This is a genomic window from Planctomycetia bacterium (assembly GCA_016795155.1).
GTDB lineage: Bacteria > Planctomycetota > Planctomycetia > Gemmatales > HRBIN36 > JAEUIE01.
The window spans coordinates 1-21,655 of sequence record JAEUIE010000056.1 but is presented as its reverse complement, the minus strand read 5'-3'; the positions used below and the strand labels follow the sequence as shown (position 1 = coordinate 21,655).

21 protein-coding genes are annotated in these 21,655 nt (G+C 50.4%); 9 read left to right on the top strand and 12 right to left on the bottom strand.

The window, feature by feature from the left end:
* Positions 1-10: 10 nt before the first annotated feature.
* The 3 genes from JNJ77_19720 to JNJ77_19710 form a co-directional block, all read right to left on the bottom strand.
* Positions 11-1,309 carry a TPM domain-containing protein gene (locus tag JNJ77_19720; GenBank protein ID MBL8824825.1) on the bottom strand — a complete coding sequence of 433 codons (1,299 nt, stop codon included), beginning with the start codon at positions 1,307-1,309 and terminating at the stop codon, positions 11-13.
* A 148-nt stretch (positions 1,310-1,457) separates the two neighbouring features.
* Positions 1,458-3,887 (bottom strand): DNA topoisomerase, encoded by a 2,430-nt coding sequence (locus JNJ77_19715; protein ID MBL8824824.1) that lies wholly within the window; start codon positions 3,885-3,887, stop codon positions 1,458-1,460.
* A gap of 101 nt (positions 3,888-3,988) precedes the next feature.
* Positions 3,989-5,005, bottom strand: a complete 1,017-nt coding sequence (locus tag JNJ77_19710) for a bifunctional transcriptional activator/DNA repair protein Ada (GenBank protein ID MBL8824823.1) — start codon at positions 5,003-5,005, stop codon at positions 3,989-3,991.
* 176 nt (positions 5,006-5,181) lie between these two features.
* Here JNJ77_19710 and JNJ77_19705 point away from each other — a divergent pair, with 176 nt between their 5' ends.
* Entirely contained in the window at positions 5,182-5,922 is a 741-nt protein-coding gene (locus JNJ77_19705; GenBank protein ID MBL8824822.1) for a copper chaperone, read from the top strand.
* Here JNJ77_19705 and JNJ77_19700 read toward each other — a convergent pair.
* The 4 genes from JNJ77_19700 to JNJ77_19685 all read right to left on the bottom strand — a co-directional run bounded on the left by JNJ77_19700 (position 5,919) and on the right by JNJ77_19685 (position 10,969).
* Positions 5,919-7,772: a hypothetical protein gene (locus JNJ77_19700; GenBank protein ID MBL8824821.1), complete on the bottom strand. Its 1,854-nt coding sequence runs from the start codon at positions 7,770-7,772 to the stop codon at positions 5,919-5,921. The two genes, JNJ77_19705 and JNJ77_19700, sit on opposite strands and share 4 nt — an antisense overlap.
* A 34-nt stretch (positions 7,773-7,806) precedes the next feature.
* The gene (kdsA, locus tag JNJ77_19695) at positions 7,807-8,634 is read right to left on the bottom strand and encodes a 3-deoxy-8-phosphooctulonate synthase (GenBank protein MBL8824820.1); all 828 of its coding nucleotides are present in this window, start codon (positions 8,632-8,634) and stop codon (positions 7,807-7,809) included.
* 222 nt (positions 8,635-8,856) lie between these two features.
* Positions 8,857-10,026, bottom strand: coding sequence for a hypothetical protein (locus tag JNJ77_19690; GenBank protein MBL8824819.1), 1,170 nt, complete (start codon positions 10,024-10,026; stop codon positions 8,857-8,859).
* A 43-nt stretch (positions 10,027-10,069) separates the two neighbouring features.
* Positions 10,070-10,969 (bottom strand): nuclear transport factor 2 family protein, encoded by a 900-nt coding sequence (locus JNJ77_19685; protein ID MBL8824818.1) that lies wholly within the window; start codon positions 10,967-10,969, stop codon positions 10,070-10,072.
* A gap of 226 nt (positions 10,970-11,195) precedes the next feature.
* On the opposite strand from JNJ77_19685, the gene JNJ77_19680 reads away from it, so the two are divergent.
* The 3 genes from JNJ77_19680 (at position 11,196) to JNJ77_19670 (ending at position 14,329) form a co-directional block, all read left to right on the top strand.
* On the top strand, positions 11,196-11,960 hold the full coding sequence (locus tag JNJ77_19680) for an alpha/beta hydrolase (protein MBL8824817.1): 765 nt from the start codon (positions 11,196-11,198) through the stop codon (positions 11,958-11,960).
* A 122-nt stretch (positions 11,961-12,082) separates the two neighbouring features.
* Complete coding sequence (locus tag JNJ77_19675) at positions 12,083-12,940, top strand: class I SAM-dependent methyltransferase (GenBank protein MBL8824816.1); 858 nt, start codon at positions 12,083-12,085, stop codon at positions 12,938-12,940.
* 54 nt (positions 12,941-12,994) lie between these two features.
* Positions 12,995-14,329 (top strand): PKD domain-containing protein, encoded by a 1,335-nt coding sequence (locus JNJ77_19670; GenBank protein MBL8824815.1) that lies wholly within the window; start codon positions 12,995-12,997, stop codon positions 14,327-14,329.
* A 70-nt stretch (positions 14,330-14,399) separates the two neighbouring features.
* Here the strand turns inward: JNJ77_19670 and JNJ77_19665 are convergent, their stop codons facing one another.
* Positions 14,400-14,816, bottom strand: a complete 417-nt coding sequence (locus tag JNJ77_19665) for a hypothetical protein (protein ID MBL8824814.1) — start codon at positions 14,814-14,816, stop codon at positions 14,400-14,402.
* Positions 14,813-15,412 (bottom strand): RNA polymerase sigma factor, encoded by a 600-nt coding sequence (locus JNJ77_19660; protein MBL8824813.1) that lies wholly within the window; start codon positions 15,410-15,412, stop codon positions 14,813-14,815. The genes JNJ77_19665 and JNJ77_19660 overlap by 4 nt, the downstream gene beginning before the upstream one ends.
* Positions 15,413-15,535: 123 nt before the next feature.
* Here JNJ77_19660 and JNJ77_19655 point away from each other — a divergent pair, with 123 nt between their 5' ends.
* The gene (locus JNJ77_19655) at positions 15,536-16,126 is read left to right on the top strand and encodes a hypothetical protein (GenBank protein ID MBL8824812.1); all 591 of its coding nucleotides are present in this window, start codon (positions 15,536-15,538) and stop codon (positions 16,124-16,126) included.
* Between the two features lie 4 nt (positions 16,127-16,130).
* Here JNJ77_19655 and JNJ77_19650 read toward each other — a convergent pair whose 3' ends face one another.
* Together JNJ77_19650 and prmC are read right to left on the bottom strand one after the other, a co-directional pair.
* Positions 16,131-16,550: a BON domain-containing protein gene (locus JNJ77_19650; protein ID MBL8824811.1), complete on the bottom strand. Its 420-nt coding sequence runs from the start codon at positions 16,548-16,550 to the stop codon at positions 16,131-16,133.
* A gap of 73 nt (positions 16,551-16,623) precedes the next feature.
* Positions 16,624-17,460, bottom strand: a complete 837-nt coding sequence (gene prmC, locus JNJ77_19645) for a peptide chain release factor N(5)-glutamine methyltransferase (protein ID MBL8824810.1) — start codon at positions 17,458-17,460, stop codon at positions 16,624-16,626.
* A gap of 170 nt (positions 17,461-17,630) precedes the next feature.
* On the opposite strand from prmC, the gene JNJ77_19640 reads away from it, so the two are divergent.
* The 4 genes from JNJ77_19640 (at position 17,631) to JNJ77_19625 (ending at position 21,464) form a co-directional block, all read left to right on the top strand.
* On the top strand, positions 17,631-18,680 hold the full coding sequence (locus JNJ77_19640) for a VWA domain-containing protein (GenBank protein ID MBL8824809.1): 1,050 nt from the start codon (positions 17,631-17,633) through the stop codon (positions 18,678-18,680).
* 44 nt (positions 18,681-18,724) lie between these two features.
* Positions 18,725-19,486 (top strand): hypothetical protein, encoded by a 762-nt coding sequence (locus JNJ77_19635; GenBank protein ID MBL8824808.1) that lies wholly within the window; start codon positions 18,725-18,727, stop codon positions 19,484-19,486.
* A 182-nt stretch (positions 19,487-19,668) separates the two neighbouring features.
* On the top strand, positions 19,669-20,856 hold the full coding sequence (locus tag JNJ77_19630; GenBank protein MBL8824807.1) for a BatD family protein: 1,188 nt from the start codon (positions 19,669-19,671) through the stop codon (positions 20,854-20,856).
* Entirely contained in the window at positions 20,853-21,464 is a 612-nt protein-coding gene (locus JNJ77_19625) for an SH3 domain-containing protein (protein MBL8824806.1), read from the top strand. The genes JNJ77_19630 and JNJ77_19625 overlap by 4 nt, the downstream gene beginning before the upstream one ends.
* Before the next feature lie 67 nt (positions 21,465-21,531).
* Here the strand turns inward: JNJ77_19625 and JNJ77_19620 are convergent.
* The coding region (locus JNJ77_19620) for a transposase (GenBank protein ID MBL8824805.1) at positions 21,532-21,655 on the bottom strand (124 nt) is incomplete at its 5' end.

The following is a 21,655-nucleotide window of genomic DNA, read 5'->3' as shown; positions in this document are numbered from 1 at the left end:
TCAAGGAGGTTTAGAAATCTCCGCCGCCGGAATCACCACCGCCGAAGTCTCCACCACCAAAGTCCCCGCCTCCAAAATCTCCACCGCCTCCGCCGAAGTCACCGCCAGCGTCGTAATCAGCGCCGCCACCGCTGCCACCGAAATTGGTGTCACCGCCGGTGATGCCCTGATCGTAATCGTTTCCACTCGATGCGATCTGTGGAGAATCTTCACCGCCAAAGTCGCCCCCGGTGGTATAGCCTGTCTGAGGCTCTGCAGTTGAAGATCCGCCGCCATAGTAGCCACCACCTGCATCCGCACCTGTAGGACCGTGATCGTGATGCTGGCCACCACGGAAGAATTTGTCATACATGTAGCTGCCTGCTGCGGCACCGAGCATGCCTGTCATCAGGCTGCCCATGAATCCCATGCCACCAGCCTGTTGAGGCGGATAACCCATTGGCTGGCCGTAAGGCTGACCCATGGGCTGACCGTAACCTCGGCCATAGCCAGCTGGTGGAGGAGGTACCATACCACCTGGAGGCGGAGGTGTTCCATAAGCACCGGCATTCATGCGTGGCCGGGTGAAAGCACGAACCAGGCCAATTAATATCCAGAAGCCGAGTATGCAGCCGCCAATTATCAACACGATGGTCATAACATCCATCCTTCCTTCTTTAGCATCTTCAAGAGTCTTGTTACCGAACTCTTTGGCTTGTTTGATCACGCCTTTTTCCGTTTCTTTGGCCAATGCATTGCCGGAACCGGCAGGTTTATCGAAACCAGTGCCAACAGGAGTGCCGAACATCGACATCATGGAAGTTCTGGTACTTGCTACCAGATCAAGGAGACCCTGGTTGGGATCGCTGTTGAGTTTGGTCCCCAGCTTTTGAACGGCTTGATTTGCCTCGTCTTTGGTAAAACGACTCATGGTTTTTGCATCGGTCCACACCTCAATACGTTTGGAGGGCTTGCTGCCAGACGCTACATCTTCTGGTTGTTCAATGCAGACCAGGAAGAGTGTACCATTCTGGAGATTGATCGCTTTGCCCCTTTCAGCTGCCCAGCGATCATAAAACTGTGCACGGTTGGCACGGAATGCCGTTCGCCTGTCCGCTGGCACTCCATTATAGGTTTCGATGACCACCGTTTTGTTGGTAGCCTTTTTGAGTTGAATGAGTTGATCGTTAGCCTTCTTCAATGTTTCCGCATTGAACAGCTTGGCGTTATCGACAATGGTTGGATCCGAAGCCTGCACCAGTCCGGTGGAGCCTATCCAGCACAGCACCAGTACCAGGGGCAACATCGGCTTGTTTACAGACCAGTTCATGGTGTCTCCTCACGGGATATAGGGAACCGCGCATATTGTACGCATACCACCCAGTGCGGTTCATCTACTTATTCGTTTTCTAATGGAAATTATTGATAAAGAAGAATGGGACGTGATTCATTTCATGTTCAAAAAGGAAAAACCATGACTAATCAAAAAGCGTTTTGCTCTTTGGCTTGCCGTTCTTTTCCGCAGCAGGCTGTTCAAAATTGTCCCAATTCACCAAATCAATAGGCTGCGGAACTATGCGGGTAAAGCTGGTGCGCTTGACTGCTTCAAAGCCTTTACCAGCCCGGCTCACTTGCTCTCTGCTGCCGTAGAATTCGAGCGTTCGGCCGCCGCTGGTTTCAATAGCCAACCAATCATTCTGGTTGCGGATGAGCGTGCCACCCAGCGCTGTATCCTTGTCATCCAGTTTGATGCCGATGACACCTTTACCTACACCAGTCAGCACAGGTATTTCTGAAACCGGGAAGTGAATCACGCGGCCTTCCACCGAGCAGAGGATAATGCTCTTGAACTCAGGAAGGGCAATAGCCGCGAGAACAACCTTGTCATCATCATTCAGGCGGACATACATCCTGCCTTTCACCGTGCTCGCTTCACGATACGGAGCATAAGGCGTACGCAGTACCTGCCCCTGAGCTGTGGCAGCCAGGAGATAGGGTCCATGCGGATCGCCTTTGCTCGCAGGCTTGGTCTCTGCCGGAATAAATCGCGGATCAGCTGTGTAGGCAGCAATGATGCGGGCTCCATCATTGAGCCTGAAGAACTTGGCAATCGGTTCGCCGTAACCCGTACTTGCAGGGACCTCATTGATCCGCATCGTATAAGCGATGCCATCATCGGAAAAGAACGCAACATGATCGTGTGTGCTGCCCGGCACCACAGCTACCACGCTGTCCCCTTCGCGAACGCGTGTGCCTTCGACGGAAGCAAGTCGACCGACACGTTTGATCCAGCCATCTTTGGTCAGCACGACGTTAGTGTTTTCGCGAACGATGTAAGCTTCGGGATCAAACTCAGGCATTTCCTCCTCGCCGACAATGCGGGTTCGTCGGCGTTCGCCGTGCTTTTCACCCACCTCGTCCAGTTCGGTCTTCACCACGCCCCAGAGTTTCTTTTCCGATTTGAGAATAGCTTCGATGCGCTCAGCTTCTTCCTTCTTCTCACGCAACTCTTCGAGAATCTTTTTGATTTCGAGTCGGGCGATCTTGTAAAGCAGCATTTCCAGAATGGCATCAGCCTGGATTTCATCGAGTTTGAGGTATGACATCAGCTTCTCGGCAGCATCCTGTTTACCCTGACTTGTCTTGATGAGTTCCAGCACTTTATCGAGAGCATTGAAGACGAGTCGGAAGCCTTCAAGGATATGGATGCGGGCCCGCAGCTGCTGCAACAGATACTCGTACCGCCTTTTGACAGTAAGGAATCGGAAGTCGAGGAAGTGCCGCAGCATTTCAGGCAGCGAAGCGCGGGCAGGCCGCATGATCGTGGGCACCTTAGTTTCCTCTTCCTCCTCGTTTTTCTTTTTCCGTTTCCCCTCTTTTTCAATTTGCGGCGTGCTCGGCACCAGACACGTCATGTTGTACGCAAACGATGTCTGCAGATCGGTATGCTTGAAAAGATATGCCATCACCGTTTCCGGATCGGCATCGGTCTTGATCTCCAGAGCAATTCGCAAGCCATCCTTGTCGTTCGATTCATTGACGACGTTGACCAATTGTGGCAGCGATCGGTTGGCGATAATCTCGCCGATCTTCTCTTCAAGTGTGCCCTTGTTAACTGCATAGGGAATGCTGGTAACAACAATCTGCCGCTTCTTACTGCTTTCTTCGAGCTTCCATTCAGCTTGTATCTTGATGCTGCCTTGCCCTTCTTCGTAGATATTGCGCAGTGTCTTACGGTCAGCCAGAACTTTGCCACCCAGTGGAAAATCAGGGCCTTTGAGTTTATCAAGTAACACCGCTGTGGTAGAATCGGGGGCTTCGATCAACTGGATGCAGGCAGCGATGACATCCTTTAAATTGTGCGGTGGAATGTTGGTTGCCATGCCCACCGCGATGCCGGTCGAGCCATTTACCAGTATGTTGGGGAAGCGGGCGGGCAGAACTATCGGTTCCTGGCGGTTGCCATCGTAATTGGGTTTCATGTCGACGGTTTTCTGCCGAAGTTCGACCATCAACTCTTCGGCTATCGGTTGCAACTTGCATTCGGTGTAACGGCTGGCGGCAGCATCATAGCCATCGACCGCACCGAAGTTACCATGACCATCAATGAGCGGATAACGCATCACCCAGCTCTGAGCCATTCGAACCAGGGTATCATAAATAGCCATGTCGCCATGCGGATGGTAATTGCCCATCACTTCACCGCTGACCTTGGCACATTTGAGTGGCTTCTCGTTGGCGTACAGGTGAAGATCGTGAAACATGGCATAGAGAATACGCCGCTGCACAGGCTTCAGACCATCACGCACATCAGGCAGGGCCCGGTTAGTGATGACCGAGAGGGCGTAATTCAAATACCGACGACGGGTTTCATCCGTGATGGCAACAACATCAATGCGTTCAGGCATGGCAGTGAGTCTGATTCCTTCGTGTAAAAGTCAGAAGGAAATTGTATGGAGACACTGAACAGTGACAGCATAAACCAATTGTAACTGGCATCCAGGTTGTATCAGGCATGCTGGCGTTCGAGTTGCAGTAAGAACTCCTTGCGTCGCAGTCCGCCGCCGTAGCCACCGAGGTTGCCGTTCTTATTAACAACACGGTGACAGGGAATGAGAATAGCCAGACGGTTTTTACCATTGGCAGTACCAGCGGCACGAACAGCCTTGGGTGAATCCACAGCATGTGCCAACTGCTGATATGAAATGGTTTTGCCATACGGAATTTTCAGAAGTTCGTTCCAAACCTTGTTCTGAAATGGCGTTCCTGGATACACCAGCGGTATGGTGAACCGTTTTAACCTGCCAGCAAAGTAATCTTTCAGTTCATGCTGAAGCTGTATCAAATGCTCGTTATTGCCGGGCACGATTGGTACTTGAAACAACCTGCGCAGTGTTTTCATTTGCGTTTCAAGCATGCGGCGATCGCTGAATTCCAGTAGACATACACCTTGTGAATTAGCGCCTGCCACCAGAGGCCCGAGCGGGCTATTGATCCAATGCAATAGAATACAGTCGCTCACCTGGCTTTTGCCCGGAGGCTTGCCAAGAGTCTTGGTGAACGCTTGACGGAAACCGCTGTGCGACTGATAACCACTGGAAAAGAGTGCATCGTCAATTCGGTTGCCCTGCTTGATTTGATTGAAAGCGGTTGCCAGACGACGAGCACGAGCGTATGCCTGAAATGTCATGTGAAATTCCTTTTGAAAGTACCGCCGCACAGTAGCTGGATCGATACCTCGCTGACGCAAGTTGAATTCAGTAATGCGTTGTTCTGGATGCTGTTCGAGTTCATTCAACAGCCTGACAGCCCAAGCCGGCTGCGATGAAGACTGAAGTGGCTTGCATCGCTTGCAAGGCCGATAACCAGCAAAGAGCGCCGCCCCAGCCGTTGGATAGTACTCGACATTGCCAGGCAGCGGCTTACGGGCCGGGCAAACGGGACGGCAAAAGATACCCGTAGTTTTGACTGCCAGGAAAAATAACCCATTATAACTGGCATCGCTGGTCAAATACGCCTGTTGCATTTCATGTTGGGGCAGTTGTGTTTTCATGCTGTCACTTTAGCTGGGTATGCCAGACGGCTCCACCGATAATCAGGCGCGGATGTCGGATTTCTTCGAGAAACGATGAATCAAGTCATGCCCTGAAAAGTTTTGATCTTCAATATCGTTCGAGGTGTAGAATGAAAGCGGAGGAGACAATGTCACGTAAATATAAAACCAACCTGCGATGCAGCAGTTGCCTGGAAAGCTTGAAACCTGTGCTGGATCAGGAGCCTCGCATCTCAAGGTGGGAAGTCGACCTGGCATCACCCGATAAGGTGCTAACCGTAGAAGGACCATCAGTTACCGATGAACTGATGCACGAACTGATGAAACGGGCCGGCTACAGTATTCTGGGAACAGTTTCAGTTGCATCGCCAAAAGTGGAAGAACCACTGGCGGAGCCTTCTCCCACTACCTACTATCCTTTGATGCTGATCCTGGCGTTTCTGCTGGGCACCGTGGCATTGGTGGAGTTTCATGCAGGAATTTTTTCATGGGAACGGGCCATGCGTCATTTCATGGCAGGGTTCTTTCTGGTTTTTGCCTTCTTCAAACTACTTGATGTACGGGGCTTCGCCAATTCCTACCGCATGTATGATGTGATTGCGAAACGATTGCCAATGTATGGCTACGTATATCCCTTTATCGAATTGCTGCTTGGTGCAGCTTACCTTATCGATTTCAAACCTTGGCTGACCAATGTCATAACTCTGGTTGTCATGTCGATCAGTGCTGTAGGAGTATTTCAGAGTCTTCTGGCTAGAAGGAAAATACGATGTGCCTGTCTTGGCACCGTGTTCAACCTTCCCATGACTACCGTAACGCTGGTGGAGGATGGCCTGATGATTGCCATGGCTGCAGTCATGCTGTTAACTGGAGAACATAGTATTCTCTAGCCTGGATTATTTGTGGCCACCTTGGCACCAAGTTCCCCTACCTTATCGAGGCATTCCTGACGACGAAGCTTCACAGCATCAAGCCAGATGTGTGATTTGGTTGGAATAATGAGCGCCTCGTATCGATCAAACCACTCGGCAGCTGAAGCATATTGCTGGGCAGGAGTGAGTGTATTGACAGGCCACGGAGCTTTAGGGTTCTTCCGATAGCGCATCTCTGCTCGGATTGCCAACTCCATCTTGGCCAACCCCATGAAATAAGTCAGGTGTTCACGCAGATCAGGCATAGCCCATTCAGCATTCAAACTGTTGATAACCGTACGAACATTGACTGAACGCCAAGCCATATCCAACTGACTGTACTTTTGACGCAGTTCCATTTCCAATTGTCGTTGTTCGGGGGATCCATTTGTAATGGTCTTCAGCTTATCGTTGAGCTGTTGGAGCTTAACACATTCGACTGTATATTCTGGCAGGAAACCGTCACGGAATGCTGGCAATGAATGAGGACGATCTTTTTCGAATTGTGCCAATGCGCGTTCAAGACGATTTTCAAACCGTGACATACGTTCGATGGCCTGGTGAGCTTTGCCACGAACCATCAGGTCTCTTCCGCCACCCGGTTCCAGTCTGAGGTTGATAAACAATCGATCAAATTCATTGTGTAAGGATTGGGAAACACCAGTTTGCTTGAGCTGTTTCTCTATGTTTGTTGCCCAGTCGGGAATGAGACGAGCACGGGGAAGTATGTCGTCAATCAATCTGGGATCACCCCGGCCAGATTCAGCATAGCGATGATATACCAGACCAGGAAAACCATTTCGGTTGATAGCCGCCCAGGGGCTGACAGTGATTCCTGCTGCCTTGAAACGATCGATCCTTGAAGCAACATCATCGTATAGTTTTACCTGGACCTTGATCGTATCAAACTCAGATTCTAATGTTTGCATACGCGGTGCCAGACTATTCACATTGGCCAGAAGAACCAATTCAGCTTCATTTAGTTGAGTTGGGGTTGGGCCGTCAGTACGCTTGGTCAGTAACGCAGGATTCTTTTTCACTTCATCCCAGGTTGCAGGAACGCCAGGAGTGCTTCCGGAAACCATTTTTCCTTCGTGTGTATCAAACATGTAAAGTTTGTTGTCAATCAATACACCCGACAGGACAGGTAACTGGCGATCTTCGACAATATTGTCCTGACGAACCTGTGTTTTCACAACGACTGCACATCCATCTATATCAGTCTGATTCAACAAACCCAGAAACACACGAAGTCGGTCATCTGCATCACCAGCTCCCAGACGCAGCAGTTCGTGAGAGGGCCAATCTTTGATGTTGACTGGATTTTTTCGCAATGCCACCTGACGCATGGTCCAATAAAAAAGGTTCTTCACCAGATCAAGCTTCCATGCTGCCTGGGCTTCAGGCTGATTTCGCGGCGGGATTTCTCCCAGATCGTTTTCATGAGCTCTAACAGCTTCACGATAGAGCAGGCAAGAATCAAGGTAACTCGTGTCAGCATAAGTATTGAACAATCGGCTTTTTACGTCGTCTACTCTACGTGCACGGTCGAAATCGTTCTTTACCTGACTCAGTAACTGCTTGAGCACAGCTTCCTGAGCTGCTGGCATGGTCAACTGTTTCTTGCTGGGATCGCCATGATGATCGTAATGATTATTGAGCTGTTCCACGACAGAACGGAACGTGGAGATGTTAATACGTTCCTGCTGTAGTTGGGATAAAATCGTACTGACTTCATTGATCTGTTGTTGCTGCTTCTCAACGGTGGCTACGTTCTCAGTGCAACCAACCAGAAACCCGACGAGGAATAAATAAATCAGAAATCGCATGAAATTGTCCTTAATCACAACACTGTACTCAGAATCAATCAGCCAGGACTTGTCTCAGTTTCTGGCAGGTTTTTAGCAGGGCAGACAATTCATCCAGCGGCAGCATGTTCGGACCATCGCTTGGAGCATTGTCCGGATCGGGATGCACTTCCAGAAAGATGCCATCGCACCCCACTGCAGTGGCAGCCCGGGCCAGAAACGGAACCATTCGGCGGTCGCCCCCGGAACGGTCACCCGCACCCCCTGGAGATTGTACGCTATGAGTTGCATCAAAGATCACAGGATATCCATATTCCTGCATCTGCGGAATGCATCGGAAATCGTTTACCAGTGTATGGTAGCCAAAACTGGTACCCCGGTCAGTCAGCAAAATACGTTCACAGCCTACTTCTTTCAACTTATGAACAACGTTTTTCATGTCACTAGGTGCCATAAACTGGCCTTTTTTAACGTTTACCACTCTTCCGGTACGCCCCGCTGCTTCGATCATATCTGTCTGGCGGGCCAGAAAGGCAGGGACCTGCAGAATATCACATACCTGGGCGATGTGCTCTGCCTGCCAGGGTTCGTGAAAATCAGTTAGCACAGGCAATCCGGTTCGCTTTTTTACCTCATCCAGAATAGCCAAACCGGCTTTCAAACCTGGCCCACGGAACGATTTGCCCGATGTACGATTTGCCTTGTCAAACGATGATTTGAAAACAACAGGTATCCTTAAATCGGCACTGATCTGTGCAATTTGATCAGCAACCGGCAATAGGAACTCGCGTGATTCGATCACACAAGGGCCAAGAATCCATAGCAGGGGCTTTCCCCCGCCACAAACTGTTTTTTCATCAATGGATATGGTGGCAACAGGCATGTGGGTAAGATAGGATTTGGATAGTTTATTGACATTATAGTAGGATGTGAATGATTTGCGTAACGGCTATTGAATACCATTAAGTCTGTTCAATTATGAAACTAAACACTGTTATCTACATAGCTCAATAAGCTTTACAAACCGTATCTTTGTGGCAGCTTAATAACGCAAGAAAGCACGATGTTTCAAAACATCGTGCCCAAGTTCAACTTTGTTCAGAGATCATTTTAATTCTGCCGGGGCTTCCATTCGTGCCAAGGTATACTGCTTCGTATTTCCCTTGCTGAAGTGTACCAGCATGGTGGTTTCGTTTAGCGTCAGGTTGGCGATACCTGCTTCATACACCGGTAACTTCTCATCACCAACCGTCCACGCTGCTCGTTCTGTCTTGGTACCCACGCTACCATAGACGGTCTGAGCCTCGTTGGTAATCGTATTCAGTGAGGTGCCTCGCAATACCCCCTGCTTGTTAATTGCTAACTGGATGATGGTGTGTGGGTCAACTTCATCGCTGGCAAGCATGCTGAAAACGCCGAGCGATTTCCATTCTTCTTCACGAGTGACGTTGGCTTTGCGACCTGCTTCTGCAATGAGTGAAGCATTGTGGGCATACTCTTCCTGCGTACCCAGGCTGTCGCCGTTCATATACACCTGGTTATCCTGGTAGACGACCGAAGTACCGTAGTCATAGAAGGTTTGCGTATCGGGATAGCTGGTGAAGGAAGCAATCTCAGTCCAGGGAGTATAGTTCCATGCCGCCATCACAGGCCAGGCAACAGGGAACCAAGCACGAGGATAACGGGCATACCAGTCGGGACGGAAACAGTTGTAGTTATTGAATCTGACGCGGGCCGCGCTCGCTTGGCCAGAGATTTCACCATTGGTGCGATGATACGTACCAATGGCACCGGTACCTGGAGTTCCGGGATAGGCAGCCCGTCCTGTACCTGCCTGGCTATATGGCCCTAGTGCTCTGCCGGTGCCAGCTTGTGTCCAGGGGTTTAATGCCACGCCTGTTCCAGCTTGGGAATATGGCCCCAAGGCACGTCCGGTTCCAGCCTGGCTGTATGGTCCCAAGGCACGGCCTGTGCCTGCCTGACTATAAGGCCCGAGTACTCTGCCAGTGCCAGCCTGAAATCCAGCACCGCCGTAGCCATATCCTGGTCTGGCACCATAACCAGTGTGCATGGTTCCGCCGTAACCCGTGCCGAACCCACCGCCATAACCGGTCTCGAAGCCACTCCCATAGCCGGTTCGCATAGTACCACCGTAACCGGTACCAAAGCCACGCTGGCCGCCACCTCCGCGACCACCTCGCTGGGCAGCCACCTCAGGGGCCAGCCATAAGACTGATACCGCCAGTATCAATGTCACCAGAAAGAAACGGTTCATGTTGAAATCCTGCTTTGAATTCTCATGTTAGATGATGGGTTGGTTACTTCTTCACCTTGGTCACTTTAAGTGGTGGCAGATCGGCGATCTGTTCATTCCCCATCTGGAGTTGTACAGGTTGCCAGGTCATTACTTCAGGACTGACGTGGTACAGAATGTTCTTGGCAGAGACCGATACACCTTGCGGTGTTTCCCCAGCAGTTTCAAAGATCCAGGCATTTTCATCACGATGGCAGGAACCTTCAGCGAAAATGCCATTTGCTTCAAATATCCAGATTCGCAACCCCCCAGATTTGGGATCGAGCCCAATCACCTGCATGGCGGAAACGGTGCGGTCTTTCTGACGGGTGTTGATGTTGCCTCGAATAAATGCTTTATTGCCAACCCATTCGTAAGTGGTATGAATGGCCAGGTCTTCGCGCTGGGCTTTCCATTCGCCGATCAGCCATTCGAGATCGTGCAGAGCAGCATCTTCAGTCGTCCACTGGCGAATCTGTGCAATCTTCCACTTGCCATCTTCCTTGACATGCATCAGGCTGTAGCGATGCGTGGAAGAGGCCTGTCCTTTGATGATAGATTTCAGTGTACCTTCTTCCACCGCAGTGACCTGCGAAGTGAAGCGAAGAGTCGCATCCGACAATACCATCCTTTGATTTGATTTGGTCGCAAATCGTTTCTTGAGAGCTTCTTCGATGGCAGCTTTGCCGATAAGCGGGGGATTTTCTTCGCTGCCGAGTTCCGCGCCGTCAGTCAGCAATTCGGTAACTTTGGCGACATCCTGTTTTTCGAACGCATCGAGGAGTTGTTTGATGGTGACACTGATAGCATCGCGGTCTGCCGGGCGGTCAATGGGAACTGCATTTTTAGCTGGTTCCTGATACCCTATGCCTACAGCCAGGCTGAACAACAAAACACTTTTGGACACCCACGGAATCAGTAACATGGACAATCCTCTGAAAATTACTGGTGGCTATTTTATAAGTTAATCAGGCACTAATTGCCTGATAATTATGACAGGGAAGAGTACATAAGATGAGACGATTGAATCAGAAAAGTGGTTCCCCAATGGCCTTTCTGCCTTTCCCATAGCATTCTGCCCTTTCGTGAGCGAATTCGAGCTTGATATACTGTCGATCAGTCGCCACCGGTTATTTCATGAACTATTGATTATGCAAACGAAATTGCTCCGATTGTCATATGTTCTCATTGTCAGCCAAATGCTGATCATCTCATCTGGTGATGCATCGCAACCTGCCACCGTGCCTCAGACAATCGGAGCCGATGGGCATGTCTTTGTTGCCAACGGTTCAGGCGACGCAGGTACACTGTCTCAGAATCTGTCGGAAGTCATCCGAAAATCCAATGTAGGATTCTCTCTTGAGACATTTAGCTGGTCGCGAGGAAAAGGTCGAGTACTGACAGACCATCTCGATATGGATAATCACAAATCTCAGGGCAAGAGGTTAGCAGCCGCCGTGCAGGCGTATCAAGAAGTCCGAGCGGATAGTAAAGTTTTTCTGATTGGTCATAGCACGGGTTGTGCTGTTGTGTTGATAGCTGCAGAACATCTGCCACCGGTCAGCGTGGAAAAAATTATACTGCTTGCTCCATCGGTTCCCGATACCTACGACCTCAGGCCATCATTGCACACAGCTCGCATGGGAATTGATACTTACCATAGTAGAAACGATCAGATACTTGGCTTGGGCATCAAGTTGATTGGCACCACCGATCTGGAAAGTAGTGATGCTGCCGGATTGCGGGGATTTCGACTAGTCTATTCGCATCCGAATGATCAGGTGTTGTATCAGAAGTTACGCCAGCATCATTGGGACCGTGTAGTGGAATGGAGTGGCCACGATGGCAACCACTTGGGCAGTGTCAGTGTTGGATACCTGCGAGCCTATGTGCTGCCGGAGATGATGAAACAGTGATTGTATTTCGCGTCATTATCTCACCAGACGTTTCCTTACATTCACTAAGTGCACTTCATTAAACTGCAAAGTTACGATACAGTATCAAATACTAGCACAACTATTCTTTCAGCGGGTTAAGCATGAAGCTGACACTCGAAGCGATCAAGCAACCTTTACGGCATATCAAACGCCAAATGCTGCATACTGCTGAAGTTGCACCGGCACCTTCCATTATCGAATGTTACTCGATGAATCTGCCTTCCGATCAGGAAGCACTCAATATCTTTTCTGGCGAATGGTCTTCGCAGTTTCCCGACGCACTATCTCTGCAGGCAGGCTCAGTGACACTTTTTGATGACGAACGCATTAGGATTGGTCTTGCTGCATTGGGAGGAGTAGCGGGGCAGAAGGTTCTCGAACTGGGACCTCTCGAAGGCGGACATAGCTATCAGTTGGAAAAAGCTGGCGCAGCTTCGGTGTTGGCTATCGAAGCCAATTCTCGGGCTTATCTCAAATGCCTGATCGCGAAAGAAATCACTGGCATGAAAAATGTGCACTTCAAGCATGGTGATTTCATGGCATATCTGCGTTCTCAGCCGCCCCGTTTTGACATGGTGCTGGCTTCAGGCGTACTCTACCACCAGCAGCAACCCATGGAACTCATCAGTCTGCTGTCCAGAATCACCGACCGCGTGTTGGTCTGGACACATTATTATGATGCCGAGATGGTGCGACAATCTGCTCATCTCAAGAGCATTTTTAAGTCAGCCCATCGAACGCAATTTGGCGGCTATGAACATACTCTCCATCGGCAGGAGTACCAAACAGCGCTGTTAAGACCAGGTTTTTGTGGTGCTGGTGCTCATTACAGTCACTGGATGGAACGAGACGAACTGCTGAGGGCCTGGAAGCATGTCGGTTATCGTTCAGTGGAAGTGTTACAGGAAGATCGTTTTTTTCCGAACAGCCCCTGTTTTCTTCTGGCAGTGAAGCGATAGCGTAAAATCTTGTTTCAAACGGGCTTGCATGGATTGGCAGTTTAGGCTATGTGCATGCTCCTGGAAGAATATTGCTCGCTCAAGGAGGGGCTAGCCATGGCGCTCAAGGAACAGGCGCAATCGCATATCAAAGGTATTGTCGGAAAAGTGTTTGGCGGTCTGGTGGGACTGGTCGTTACTGGCGGCCTTATGTGGTTCACTCCACTGATTGACCGTTTTGTCAAGCCAGCCAAGCCCCTGGCGAATTTTGCTTCCGAAGAAACCACTGACTTAACTGTCACATTTAAAAACCTTTCGCAAAACGCAAAACAGGCCAAGTGGGATTTTGGCGATGGCAGCCCGCTTGAAGTCGTGGCTGGCGATGTACCGGAGGTCAAGCATAAGTTCAAGAAAGCCAATTCGTACAAGGTGAAGCTGGTAGTCAGTAACGTGGCAAACCAGGAAGACAGTAGGGAAAGCCTGATTGCAGTAGGCGTAAAACCACAGGTGCTCGATCTCAGTTCCAAAGCACTCAACCAGAAAGCCAAGCCATATACCGCAGGCGTGCAAATCAAGTTTGAAGCAACGGCTGACCTGGATGCACAGTTTGAATGGGATTTTGGCAACGGTGTGTACCAGACTGGTAGCGAGACGATGGTGCACGAATTTGCCTTGCCAGGCAAATATCTGGTGAAAGTGCGAGCAACCATGGGACATCAGAAAGGTTCGCCCAGCCTTCAGGAAATAGAAGTGCTGCCTCAAAGCGGCATTGTCACGACGGGTGCAACATCACCATCCTCATTCGGCACGCCTCGAGGTAACAGCAGTGGGCCACACATGAATACTACTTTGGCTGTGGATGTCACCATACGATCTATGCTCAGTGCAGATACGCTGAAGAAAAGTCGTCTTCATTCTGTAGCGCTTAAGGGTAAATCGAATAGCAGTACGGTTCAGGAAGTCATTCGCGCTACTCCCGGGTATGTCATCAAATCAGCCCGATTTGAACCAAGCACATTAAAGAAATCGTCAAACATCATCAACGAATCGGTCAGCACGAGTGATGAAGGAAAAACCGTAGTGGTAAAGGCTCAGATGACCAAACCTGGAGCAGACTACCAGTTCAACGTCGCTGTGTTGTACGAAGAAGAATTAGCTCCCAGTGCAGTCAGAGAATCACAGGCTACGATGACGCTGCCTGGCAGCAGCAGTTCCATGGAATTGCCAATAGGCACGAAACATGAACTGGAAATCAGATACAAAGGCCAGACTATTGTCAAGTTGCCAGAACTGCCCATTAAGGCATTTGATTTCAGTGTGGCGGGAAAAACCTTTGCGGTGACCACGATCAAGAATGCGGGGCGAGTCGCTATTACATGTCGAGAGTTACCTCGACGATTACAGCAGTAGACATTTCGCATTTTGGTTACAAAAAGGCCCACAAATGTAATCTGTGGGCTTGTATTATTTGTCTAGTCAATTACTTTTTGACCGGTGCCGATTCCCATGTAGCAAGACCTTGCTGACCGTCCGAACCATTAATGGTGATGGTCATTTGCTTGACACCCTTATCCTCGGTAATCTGCATATCCACTACTTCACCCGAGACGCTGTTGCCGTTCTCATCGGTGATGTGAACATCTGTGCCATCGAACATGACAGTGATGGTTTTGAATGGGTTGTAGCCTGCAGCAACACAGATGCCGGTGCCGGCAACCAGGAAGCCCAGGAGCAGACCAGCAGCGATAAGCAGCTTGCGCTGCCACGGTTGTGCTGAGGTCTTGGTATTCATTGCATTCATCAGTCTCTTCTCCAATTGAGGTTGAGGGGCCAACTCAGCCGAGTCAGCTTTCAATAACTCCCACGCGCGTTGAAGTGGATCGTCGGGATGGATCATGATCGCTCCTCCGTCTTGTGTTCGTGCCGGTTTTCATGTTCAGTCAGCAATTTGGATAACATAGCTCGCCCTCGGGCCAGCCGTGATTTCACGGTGCCTATCGCACAGCCCAGCACCTGCGATACAGTTTCCAGGCTCATGTCTTCCAAGTAATGAAGCGCCAAGGCACTCTGGTAATGCACCGGCAGTTTCAGCAGTGCCATGCGAATGTGTGCCGCTTCTTCGCTGGTTGATTCTTTTTCCGTGGCTGCATGGTCGCCCAAGGGCAGCCAGCTCCAGCGTCGTTTGCGACTGGCCCAACGGTTAACTTGATTGGTTGCAATGCGATACAGCCAGGCACGAAACGGCGTGTTGCCGATACGGTAGCGGGGCAGATATCGCACCATTGCCAGGAATACTTCACTGCTTAAATCCTCAGCTACGGCCCGATCACCGGTACGTCGATGGATGTATTGAGTTATCGGCGGATAGTACCGACGAAAAAGCTGAGCCATCGCTTCGGAATCATGCCTGGCAGCATTTACCAAACTGTCTTCATCGGAAGCAACAGGTTTCTGTTGTGCCATGCTCCAGCGAGCGAGCGTCAATGCTTCCATTAAGCCAACCTTTGGTTTGTGTGGGACACTATGATAAGACTGTACCCAGCATTCTGGTTCCCACAAAAAAGGAAAATGCTGAAATCTCACAAAGATTCTTTACAGGTCAATAGGAGTCCGGGATTGCTTCCATCATACAAGTCACTCTTTCATGACTATGAAACATCAGAACTCCTGAGTTGTGGTCTGTTGGTATTCGGTCTGTTATTTGGCGGCGTGTTTGCAACATGGGTTGCAGGATATTTTGGCTCCGCCAGCATTACATCGTATGCAGATGGCACTACAACATATCGAATTTCATGGTCGAGCATCGGCATTTTGCTGCTACTTAGTGCAGTCGTCAGTGCCGCTGGCTTTTTTGTCGCGATGCCCAGGCAACTCATGAACTGGATGCTTGTCTTTGGCGGTGGAGTGATCTTTCTCGTCGGAGCCTTGTACCTGTCTCTGGAACAAGTGACACTTCAACCTGATGGCGTGGCGGTGCGAAGCTGGTTCGGATTGATGCACCACAGGGTTGACTACCAGGACGTTGAAGGATTCTTTCTTGAAACAGTAGGCAAAGGCAAAGGAAGTTACACTGATTTTCGGTGCAAGATGAAAGATCAGCGTGTCGAGCGGCTGTTCCGCATGAGCGCTACTGCCATGCATTTCAAGGCAAGTACCGATATCATGTCGACCTGGGGCCAATGGCTGCAAAAGCATCTGGCCAGGTAGCTATCTAATCATTTTTCAAAGTTGCTGGTGGATTGTCTTTCTGAACTTTTACTTCATCTTTCACTTTCTTTACTCCAACCGTCTGCTCCGCAAGTGTAAGAGCATACTGTTTCTGCTGGTCGTTTTTCACAGTGCCAGTCAAAATGATGGTTTCCTCGTGCTGTGAAGCCTGGATATCAACCTCAGCCAATGCCAAATCCCATTTCAATCGCATCTGCACCTTGCTCAGTACATCTGGCTCAGTTTGTTTCGTACTGACTGGTTGATCGAGCAATGTCTGTCCCAGTTCATCCCAGGCATGTTGAACGAGTTTGGCGCCACGGTCATACATCCTATCGCCCACGGAACGCATCCGCAGAACTTCCGAATCGGAGCAACCAGCCAGAAGTGGCACGGTGCTCAACAGGAGCAAGAGACGAACCATAAGCACACCATAACCAGAATAAACCATTATCATCATCGCCATTTATGGTGAGTAAACTTGAAAAGAGATGGTGTTAACGAACTGCCCGAACGATACGAGGATGGCCAGCATGATCGATTTGAATGTTTACAGCCTGATAGCCAAGTTTCTGCAAAAGAGCTGGAACTGTTTTGCCTTGATCATATCCGATTTCCAGTATGAGATATCCGCCTGGCTTTAGATGTCCAAGTGCCTGGTCCGCAAGTTTTTCAATGACTTGCAACCCACCAGGCCCGCCATCGAGTGCAAGATGCGGTTCATATTTTTTCACTGATTCTGAAAGTGAAGACATGACTTCACTGGGAATGTAAGGCGGATTAGACATCACCAGGTCAAACATCTCTCCTGCAACCGGGGCGAGCAGATCACCCTGGAGAAAGCGAATACGTGATGCTACCCCCAGTGTTTGTGCGTTCTGCTGGGCAACTGCCAACGCATCGGGACTGAGATCAATAGCGGTAACATTGGCTGCAGGCACGAAACGGGCCATCGTAATAGCCATCACACCGGAACCGGTTCCCACATCGACCACACGCGGCGATGTAATAGTCTTGGCCAGGCGAATGGCTTCCAGTACCACCAGTTCCGTTTCCGGACGTGGAATGAGCACTGCTGGAGTGACTGCGAAACGGAGATTGTAAAATTCCTTGAAGCCTACCAAGTAGGCAACAGGCATTCCCTCCACGCGCTGCTTAACGAGTTGTCGGTAACGTGCCCGTGTTTCATCGCTGGCAACTTCATCGAAACGGGTGTATAGGGCAATACGTGGAACATTCAGAATATGTGCCAACAGCACCTCAGCATCCAGCCGGGGGGAATCAGCCTGCTTCTCGGTCAGAAATGTAGTCGTCCACTGGAGTAAGCGTCCCAGCGTCCAGGTTTCAGTGCTCATCGTGAGCCTTCTTGGAAAACAGGTTTCCCATCACCTTAGCGTGCAGCACTGTTATTGCCTAGATGTACTGCCAGGCAACTCTTTGCCTTGCATATGCAGCCAGTGGATAATTCGTATACACTAAATTTGATTCCCTTGGAAAGTAATGCATGCCCCTGGCGTTGCCAACTCTGGAACAACCTGCAGCGCTCTGGCTTTTGCTGGTGGTACCACTGATGCTGGTACTCTGGTGGAGGGTTGATCGCCAGCGTCGGCTACTGTTTCAGGACTGGTCACACCATTCTTATCTGTGGGCAACACATCGGCGGTGGGGTTATCTGCTGCTGTGCCTGCTATTGGTTTTAGTAAGCGTGGCACTTGCCAAGCCTACATGGGGCACAGCACCGGTAACGCCTGTCAGCACCGTTCGGGATGTTTTGGTTCTGATCGACGTGAGTCGCAGTATGCTTGCTGAGGATCAGCCTCCTCGCAACAGGCTGCAGCGTACAAAAGAATATCTGCTCGAACTCGTGGATAATCTACGAACATCATCAGGACGCACCCGAATTGGACTGGTAGTATTTGCCGGCCAGGTGCGTTTGCTCTGCCCTCCAACAGAAGATCTGGAACATCTTACCTACCAGATCAGCGAACTTGACACCGAATCACTGGGTATGCAGGGACGCACCCTACAGCACCAGGGTGTAGTCATCGGCACAAGTCTGGCTGCTGCAATCCATTGGCTGAAATCGTGGATCGAGTCTCAGCCTGAAACAGCATCCAGCACTGACCTGCTATTGATAACCGATGGCGATGAGCAAACGACGGAAGCAGAAGTATTGCAATCTGCTCAAGGAATTCCTGCATTGGATGTGCTGTTAGTGGGAGATACCCGACGAGGATGGCCCATTCCCGAGGGTACAGGTTCGCTCATGAAGGTAGACCCGGCAAGTGGTCAGGTCTCACAGGTACTCTCGCAGGCAAATGAGGTTCTGCTGCAACACCTCGTTGATGCAACGGGTGGTTCACTGGTTCGCGAAAGCAATCCACAACCACTGGTAACATGGTGGCAGCGCACAGTGCAGCCTCAGCCGGGCCGCCCGGTTACCAGCCAGGTCAGACATTTGCCAATAGATCAATCGGGCTGGCTGCTGTCACTGGCCCTGATTATTCTACTCGTGGAGATTACCTGGGGAGGACCTCGGCGAGTGATATGGTGACCACATGCCGACTATCACTGATTTGCTGTCTGATGCTTTTTTGCATGGGAGCAGAGTGGGAAGATGGTGCGCTGGTTCGTGGTTACAGAGCATATCAACGGGGTGATCTGGAGCTCGCTATCGAAGCGTATCAACAGGCGCTACTCGAAAGTACTGATCCCGGCCGCGTAGCATATGATCTGGCAACAGTCTATGCGAAAGCCAAACAATTCCACGATGCAGCCTGGTCGTTCACCCGCTCACTGGAAGATGCCCGCGGGTTGCGTCAAGTCAAATCGGCTTATGGCTTGGGCACCGCGTTAACCGAATTAGCGGCGCCACTACGAGGCCGACGAGCGGTGGGAGCACTCAAGCAGGCGTTACAGAGCTTTGACCTTGCGAGCCGAAGTCTTGCAGGTCTCACTCAGGTTGAGAAAGCAGCAAATACCACTTTGCCTGGTGACATCGAGCATAATCGCCAAGTAGCGCAAGCACTGCTGGCCCGAAAACTACAGGAACCTCCCGACCCAAAAGATGAGCAAGAGGCAAACTCCAGCGAGGAACCATCGCTCTCCGAAATACTGTCAGGCAATCGCAGTGGAAATTCAACCAACCAACGTGAACCAGCTGCCAATAACCAGGAACCAGGTGGCGCAGGGAACAGTGAATCAAACCCAGGCCGTGGCAACCTGCCACCCTTACCCGATGCAGACCCCATGCCTCCCATTAGTGCCGAAGAAGCCATGAGGCGTCTTGAAGATTTGAAAAAACGACTGAAAAAACCGCTGCACACAACACCAGCCTTACCGGGGAGCCGAGACTGGTGAAATTTTATTTCCACAATGATAAAGAAGGACAACGTACAACGGCTCGCCGATTCATTTCCAAATCGGTGTGTCTGGTATTGTGGTTCCTATGGTTTGCAAGCCAATGCTCAGCGCAGCAATTGTCATTATCCGCATCAAATCCCAACCCAGTGGTTGGGGAAACCATTGACATCATTCTAACCATGCAGGGCCTGACTGCATCAGAGCCACTGGAGCTAACAGTACCCTGGCTTACAGGCATGCCTGAAATGAGCCTGACAGCAGATGAATGGCTTAACCAGTACGCAGACAGGACAGGTGTCATCAGACCTGGACTCAAGCTGCGATGTATGAATAGAAACCTGCAGGCGCCCCAGAGTAAACCAGGCATCTACGAATTGCGCTGGACTATGACTGTAAAAGAACCTGCGGGCGATGAAACAACGCAAAAGTTGGCAGCAGTACAAGTAGGCAAATGGAGCACGCAACCACTGGTACTGGAAATACGCCGATTAAACCTCTTGCCCGCCCCGGCTGGTGTATGGGATCTCGGAGTAGGCAGCTATCAGGTGACTGCCAGTTGGAGTAAACCCACAGTATTACTAGGCGAAGAGGTAGAACTTCAGTTGCGAGTTCAGGGCAAGGGAGCGTTGAAAAGGCTTTCAACACCTGAACTGGCCAATCAGCCCGGCTGGGAACAAGGGCGATTCCTGATTGACAGCTTGCCCGATGTGTCGCAACCTGACGCACGAATCTTTCGCTATCGCATCAGGCCACGTCAATTGAAACTGGCTGTGCCACCAGTGACCATTCGAGATTACGACCCATCTCAAGGAGCTCTCAGAACCACTCAGGTAAAAGTCCCGAGCTTGAAAATCGTCCTGGGATCTGCAGCAACCAGTCTGAGTGTTATCAAGGCACCGGCTGAAGCAATTTCATGGCTGCCTGAGTTTCAGCAATTAGCACTGAAAAAGAACAACGACTCCTGGCACTGGCCCAGATTGAATTGGCTGATCTGGTTGCCGATCACTGTGGCAGGAATTGTCATGCTTCGAGTGATGCTGGAACGGATTGCGCCCGAACCCCTGAAAAAGTTGAGGTGGCAATGGGCCCGGTGGAAACTCATTCGGAAACTGCAACGACTTGGTGATAGTGCTGAGCCTGTCATTTACCGAACCATGCTCGCCGAATATCTTGGTGAGGGGCTGGAAATAGCGCTGATGTTGGATCATGATTCACTGCAGGCAGCAGTCTTGCAGACATCTCAAGCCAGTATTCTCATTCCTATACTGGATGAACTCGAAGAGGCAGAACTGGGCCCAGCAACATATCTGCCAGGCGAACTTCATAACAGGGTGTTAGGACTTCTTCGAACAAGGGAGTCCCCATGATTCATAGCCTCTTGATGATATGTCTTGTGAACTGGATGCCTGTTGAGGAAGTATCAACAGCAAATCCATCATCACTGGCTGGCTGGATTGCCTGCCTGCGGAAATATGAACTGGACCATGGACGAGATGCCTGGTCGTGGACAGAACTTTCGCACGCACGAGCCCAGGTACTTGATCCCTGCTTTGGAACAGCCAGTCTGCGCGAATGGGCCGTTAACTGCTGGAGCATTTTGCTTCAAGCCGTGCCATTCATGTTACTGCTGACAACTCTTACAGGATGCGTGCTTTGTTTCCTGTATTGGAAACAGAAACGATGGACGAGATGCATATTGGTAACTGTGTTATGGTACCTGGCTATCTGGAGCTTGTTGATAATCAAAGAACCAGCACACATACCGATGGCTGTAATCCACCAACCCGGGCTGGTCATGAGGCAAGGCAATGGACTTTCCTACGAAGTTTGTCAATGGAATGAACAGCCTGTAAAACTGGCTGAAGGAGTGGAAGCCCGCTGGATTGCCGAACGGGAAAATGGCTGGGTGAAAATTGAATTGGAGCATGGTTTAATCGGCTGGGTGCCCCGAGACGGGATCATTATGGTTGAATGATTACGGCGAAAAATGTGGATACCGTTCGCTCGCTCCTTTCCTGCAGTTATTAGAGCGTGTTGACAAATTACCTGAGCAGCATCATTACAGAGCCTAACTGGAAGAACCCCAAGAAGTTCTGTCCAGTTTTTTCGTACTTGGTGGCGATACGGCGGTATCGTTTGAGCCAGTTGAACGTCCGCTCCACGATG

What these genes read in the sequence shown, in the direction of transcription:
- JNJ77_19685 (MBL8824818.1), bottom strand. Translation starts at nt 10,969, where the DNA reads ATGTTACTGATTCCGTGGGTGTCCAAAAGTGTTTTGTTGTTCAGCCTG.
- JNJ77_19660 (MBL8824813.1), bottom strand. Translation starts at nt 15,412, where the DNA reads ATGGAAGCATTGACGCTCGCTCGCTGGAGCATGGCACAACAGAAACCT.
- JNJ77_19675 (MBL8824816.1), top strand. Translation starts at nt 12,083, where the DNA reads ATGAAGCTGACACTCGAAGCGATCAAGCAACCTTTACGGCATATCAAA.
- JNJ77_19640 (MBL8824809.1), top strand. Translation starts at nt 17,631, where the DNA reads ATGCCCCTGGCGTTGCCAACTCTGGAACAACCTGCAGCGCTCTGGCTT.
- JNJ77_19650 (MBL8824811.1), bottom strand. Translation starts at nt 16,550, where the DNA reads ATGGTTCGTCTCTTGCTCCTGTTGAGCACCGTGCCACTTCTGGCTGGT.
- kdsA (MBL8824820.1), bottom strand. Translation starts at nt 8,634, where the DNA reads ATGCCTGTTGCCACCATATCCATTGATGAAAAAACAGTTTGTGGCGGG.
- JNJ77_19635 (MBL8824808.1), top strand. Translation starts at nt 18,725, where the DNA reads ATGGGAGCAGAGTGGGAAGATGGTGCGCTGGTTCGTGGTTACAGAGCA.
- JNJ77_19705 (MBL8824822.1), top strand. Translation starts at nt 5,182, where the DNA reads ATGTCACGTAAATATAAAACCAACCTGCGATGCAGCAGTTGCCTGGAA.
- JNJ77_19680 (MBL8824817.1), top strand. Translation starts at nt 11,196, where the DNA reads ATGCAAACGAAATTGCTCCGATTGTCATATGTTCTCATTGTCAGCCAA.
- JNJ77_19690 (MBL8824819.1), bottom strand. Translation starts at nt 10,026, where the DNA reads ATGAACCGTTTCTTTCTGGTGACATTGATACTGGCGGTATCAGTCTTA.
- JNJ77_19625 (MBL8824806.1), top strand. Translation starts at nt 20,853, where the DNA reads ATGATTCATAGCCTCTTGATGATATGTCTTGTGAACTGGATGCCTGTT.
- JNJ77_19670 (MBL8824815.1), top strand. Translation starts at nt 12,995, where the DNA reads ATGCTCCTGGAAGAATATTGCTCGCTCAAGGAGGGGCTAGCCATGGCG.
- JNJ77_19700 (MBL8824821.1), bottom strand. Translation starts at nt 7,772, where the DNA reads ATGCGATTTCTGATTTATTTATTCCTCGTCGGGTTTCTGGTTGGTTGC.
- JNJ77_19665 (MBL8824814.1), bottom strand. Translation starts at nt 14,816, where the DNA reads ATGATCCATCCCGACGATCCACTTCAACGCGCGTGGGAGTTATTGAAA.
- JNJ77_19715 (MBL8824824.1), bottom strand. Translation starts at nt 3,887, where the DNA reads ATGCCTGAACGCATTGATGTTGTTGCCATCACGGATGAAACCCGTCGT.
- JNJ77_19720 (MBL8824825.1), bottom strand. Translation starts at nt 1,309, where the DNA reads ATGAACTGGTCTGTAAACAAGCCGATGTTGCCCCTGGTACTGGTGCTG.
- JNJ77_19630 (MBL8824807.1), top strand. Translation starts at nt 19,669, where the DNA reads ATGCAGGGCCTGACTGCATCAGAGCCACTGGAGCTAACAGTACCCTGG.
- JNJ77_19710 (MBL8824823.1), bottom strand. Translation starts at nt 5,005, where the DNA reads ATGCAACAGGCGTATTTGACCAGCGATGCCAGTTATAATGGGTTATTT.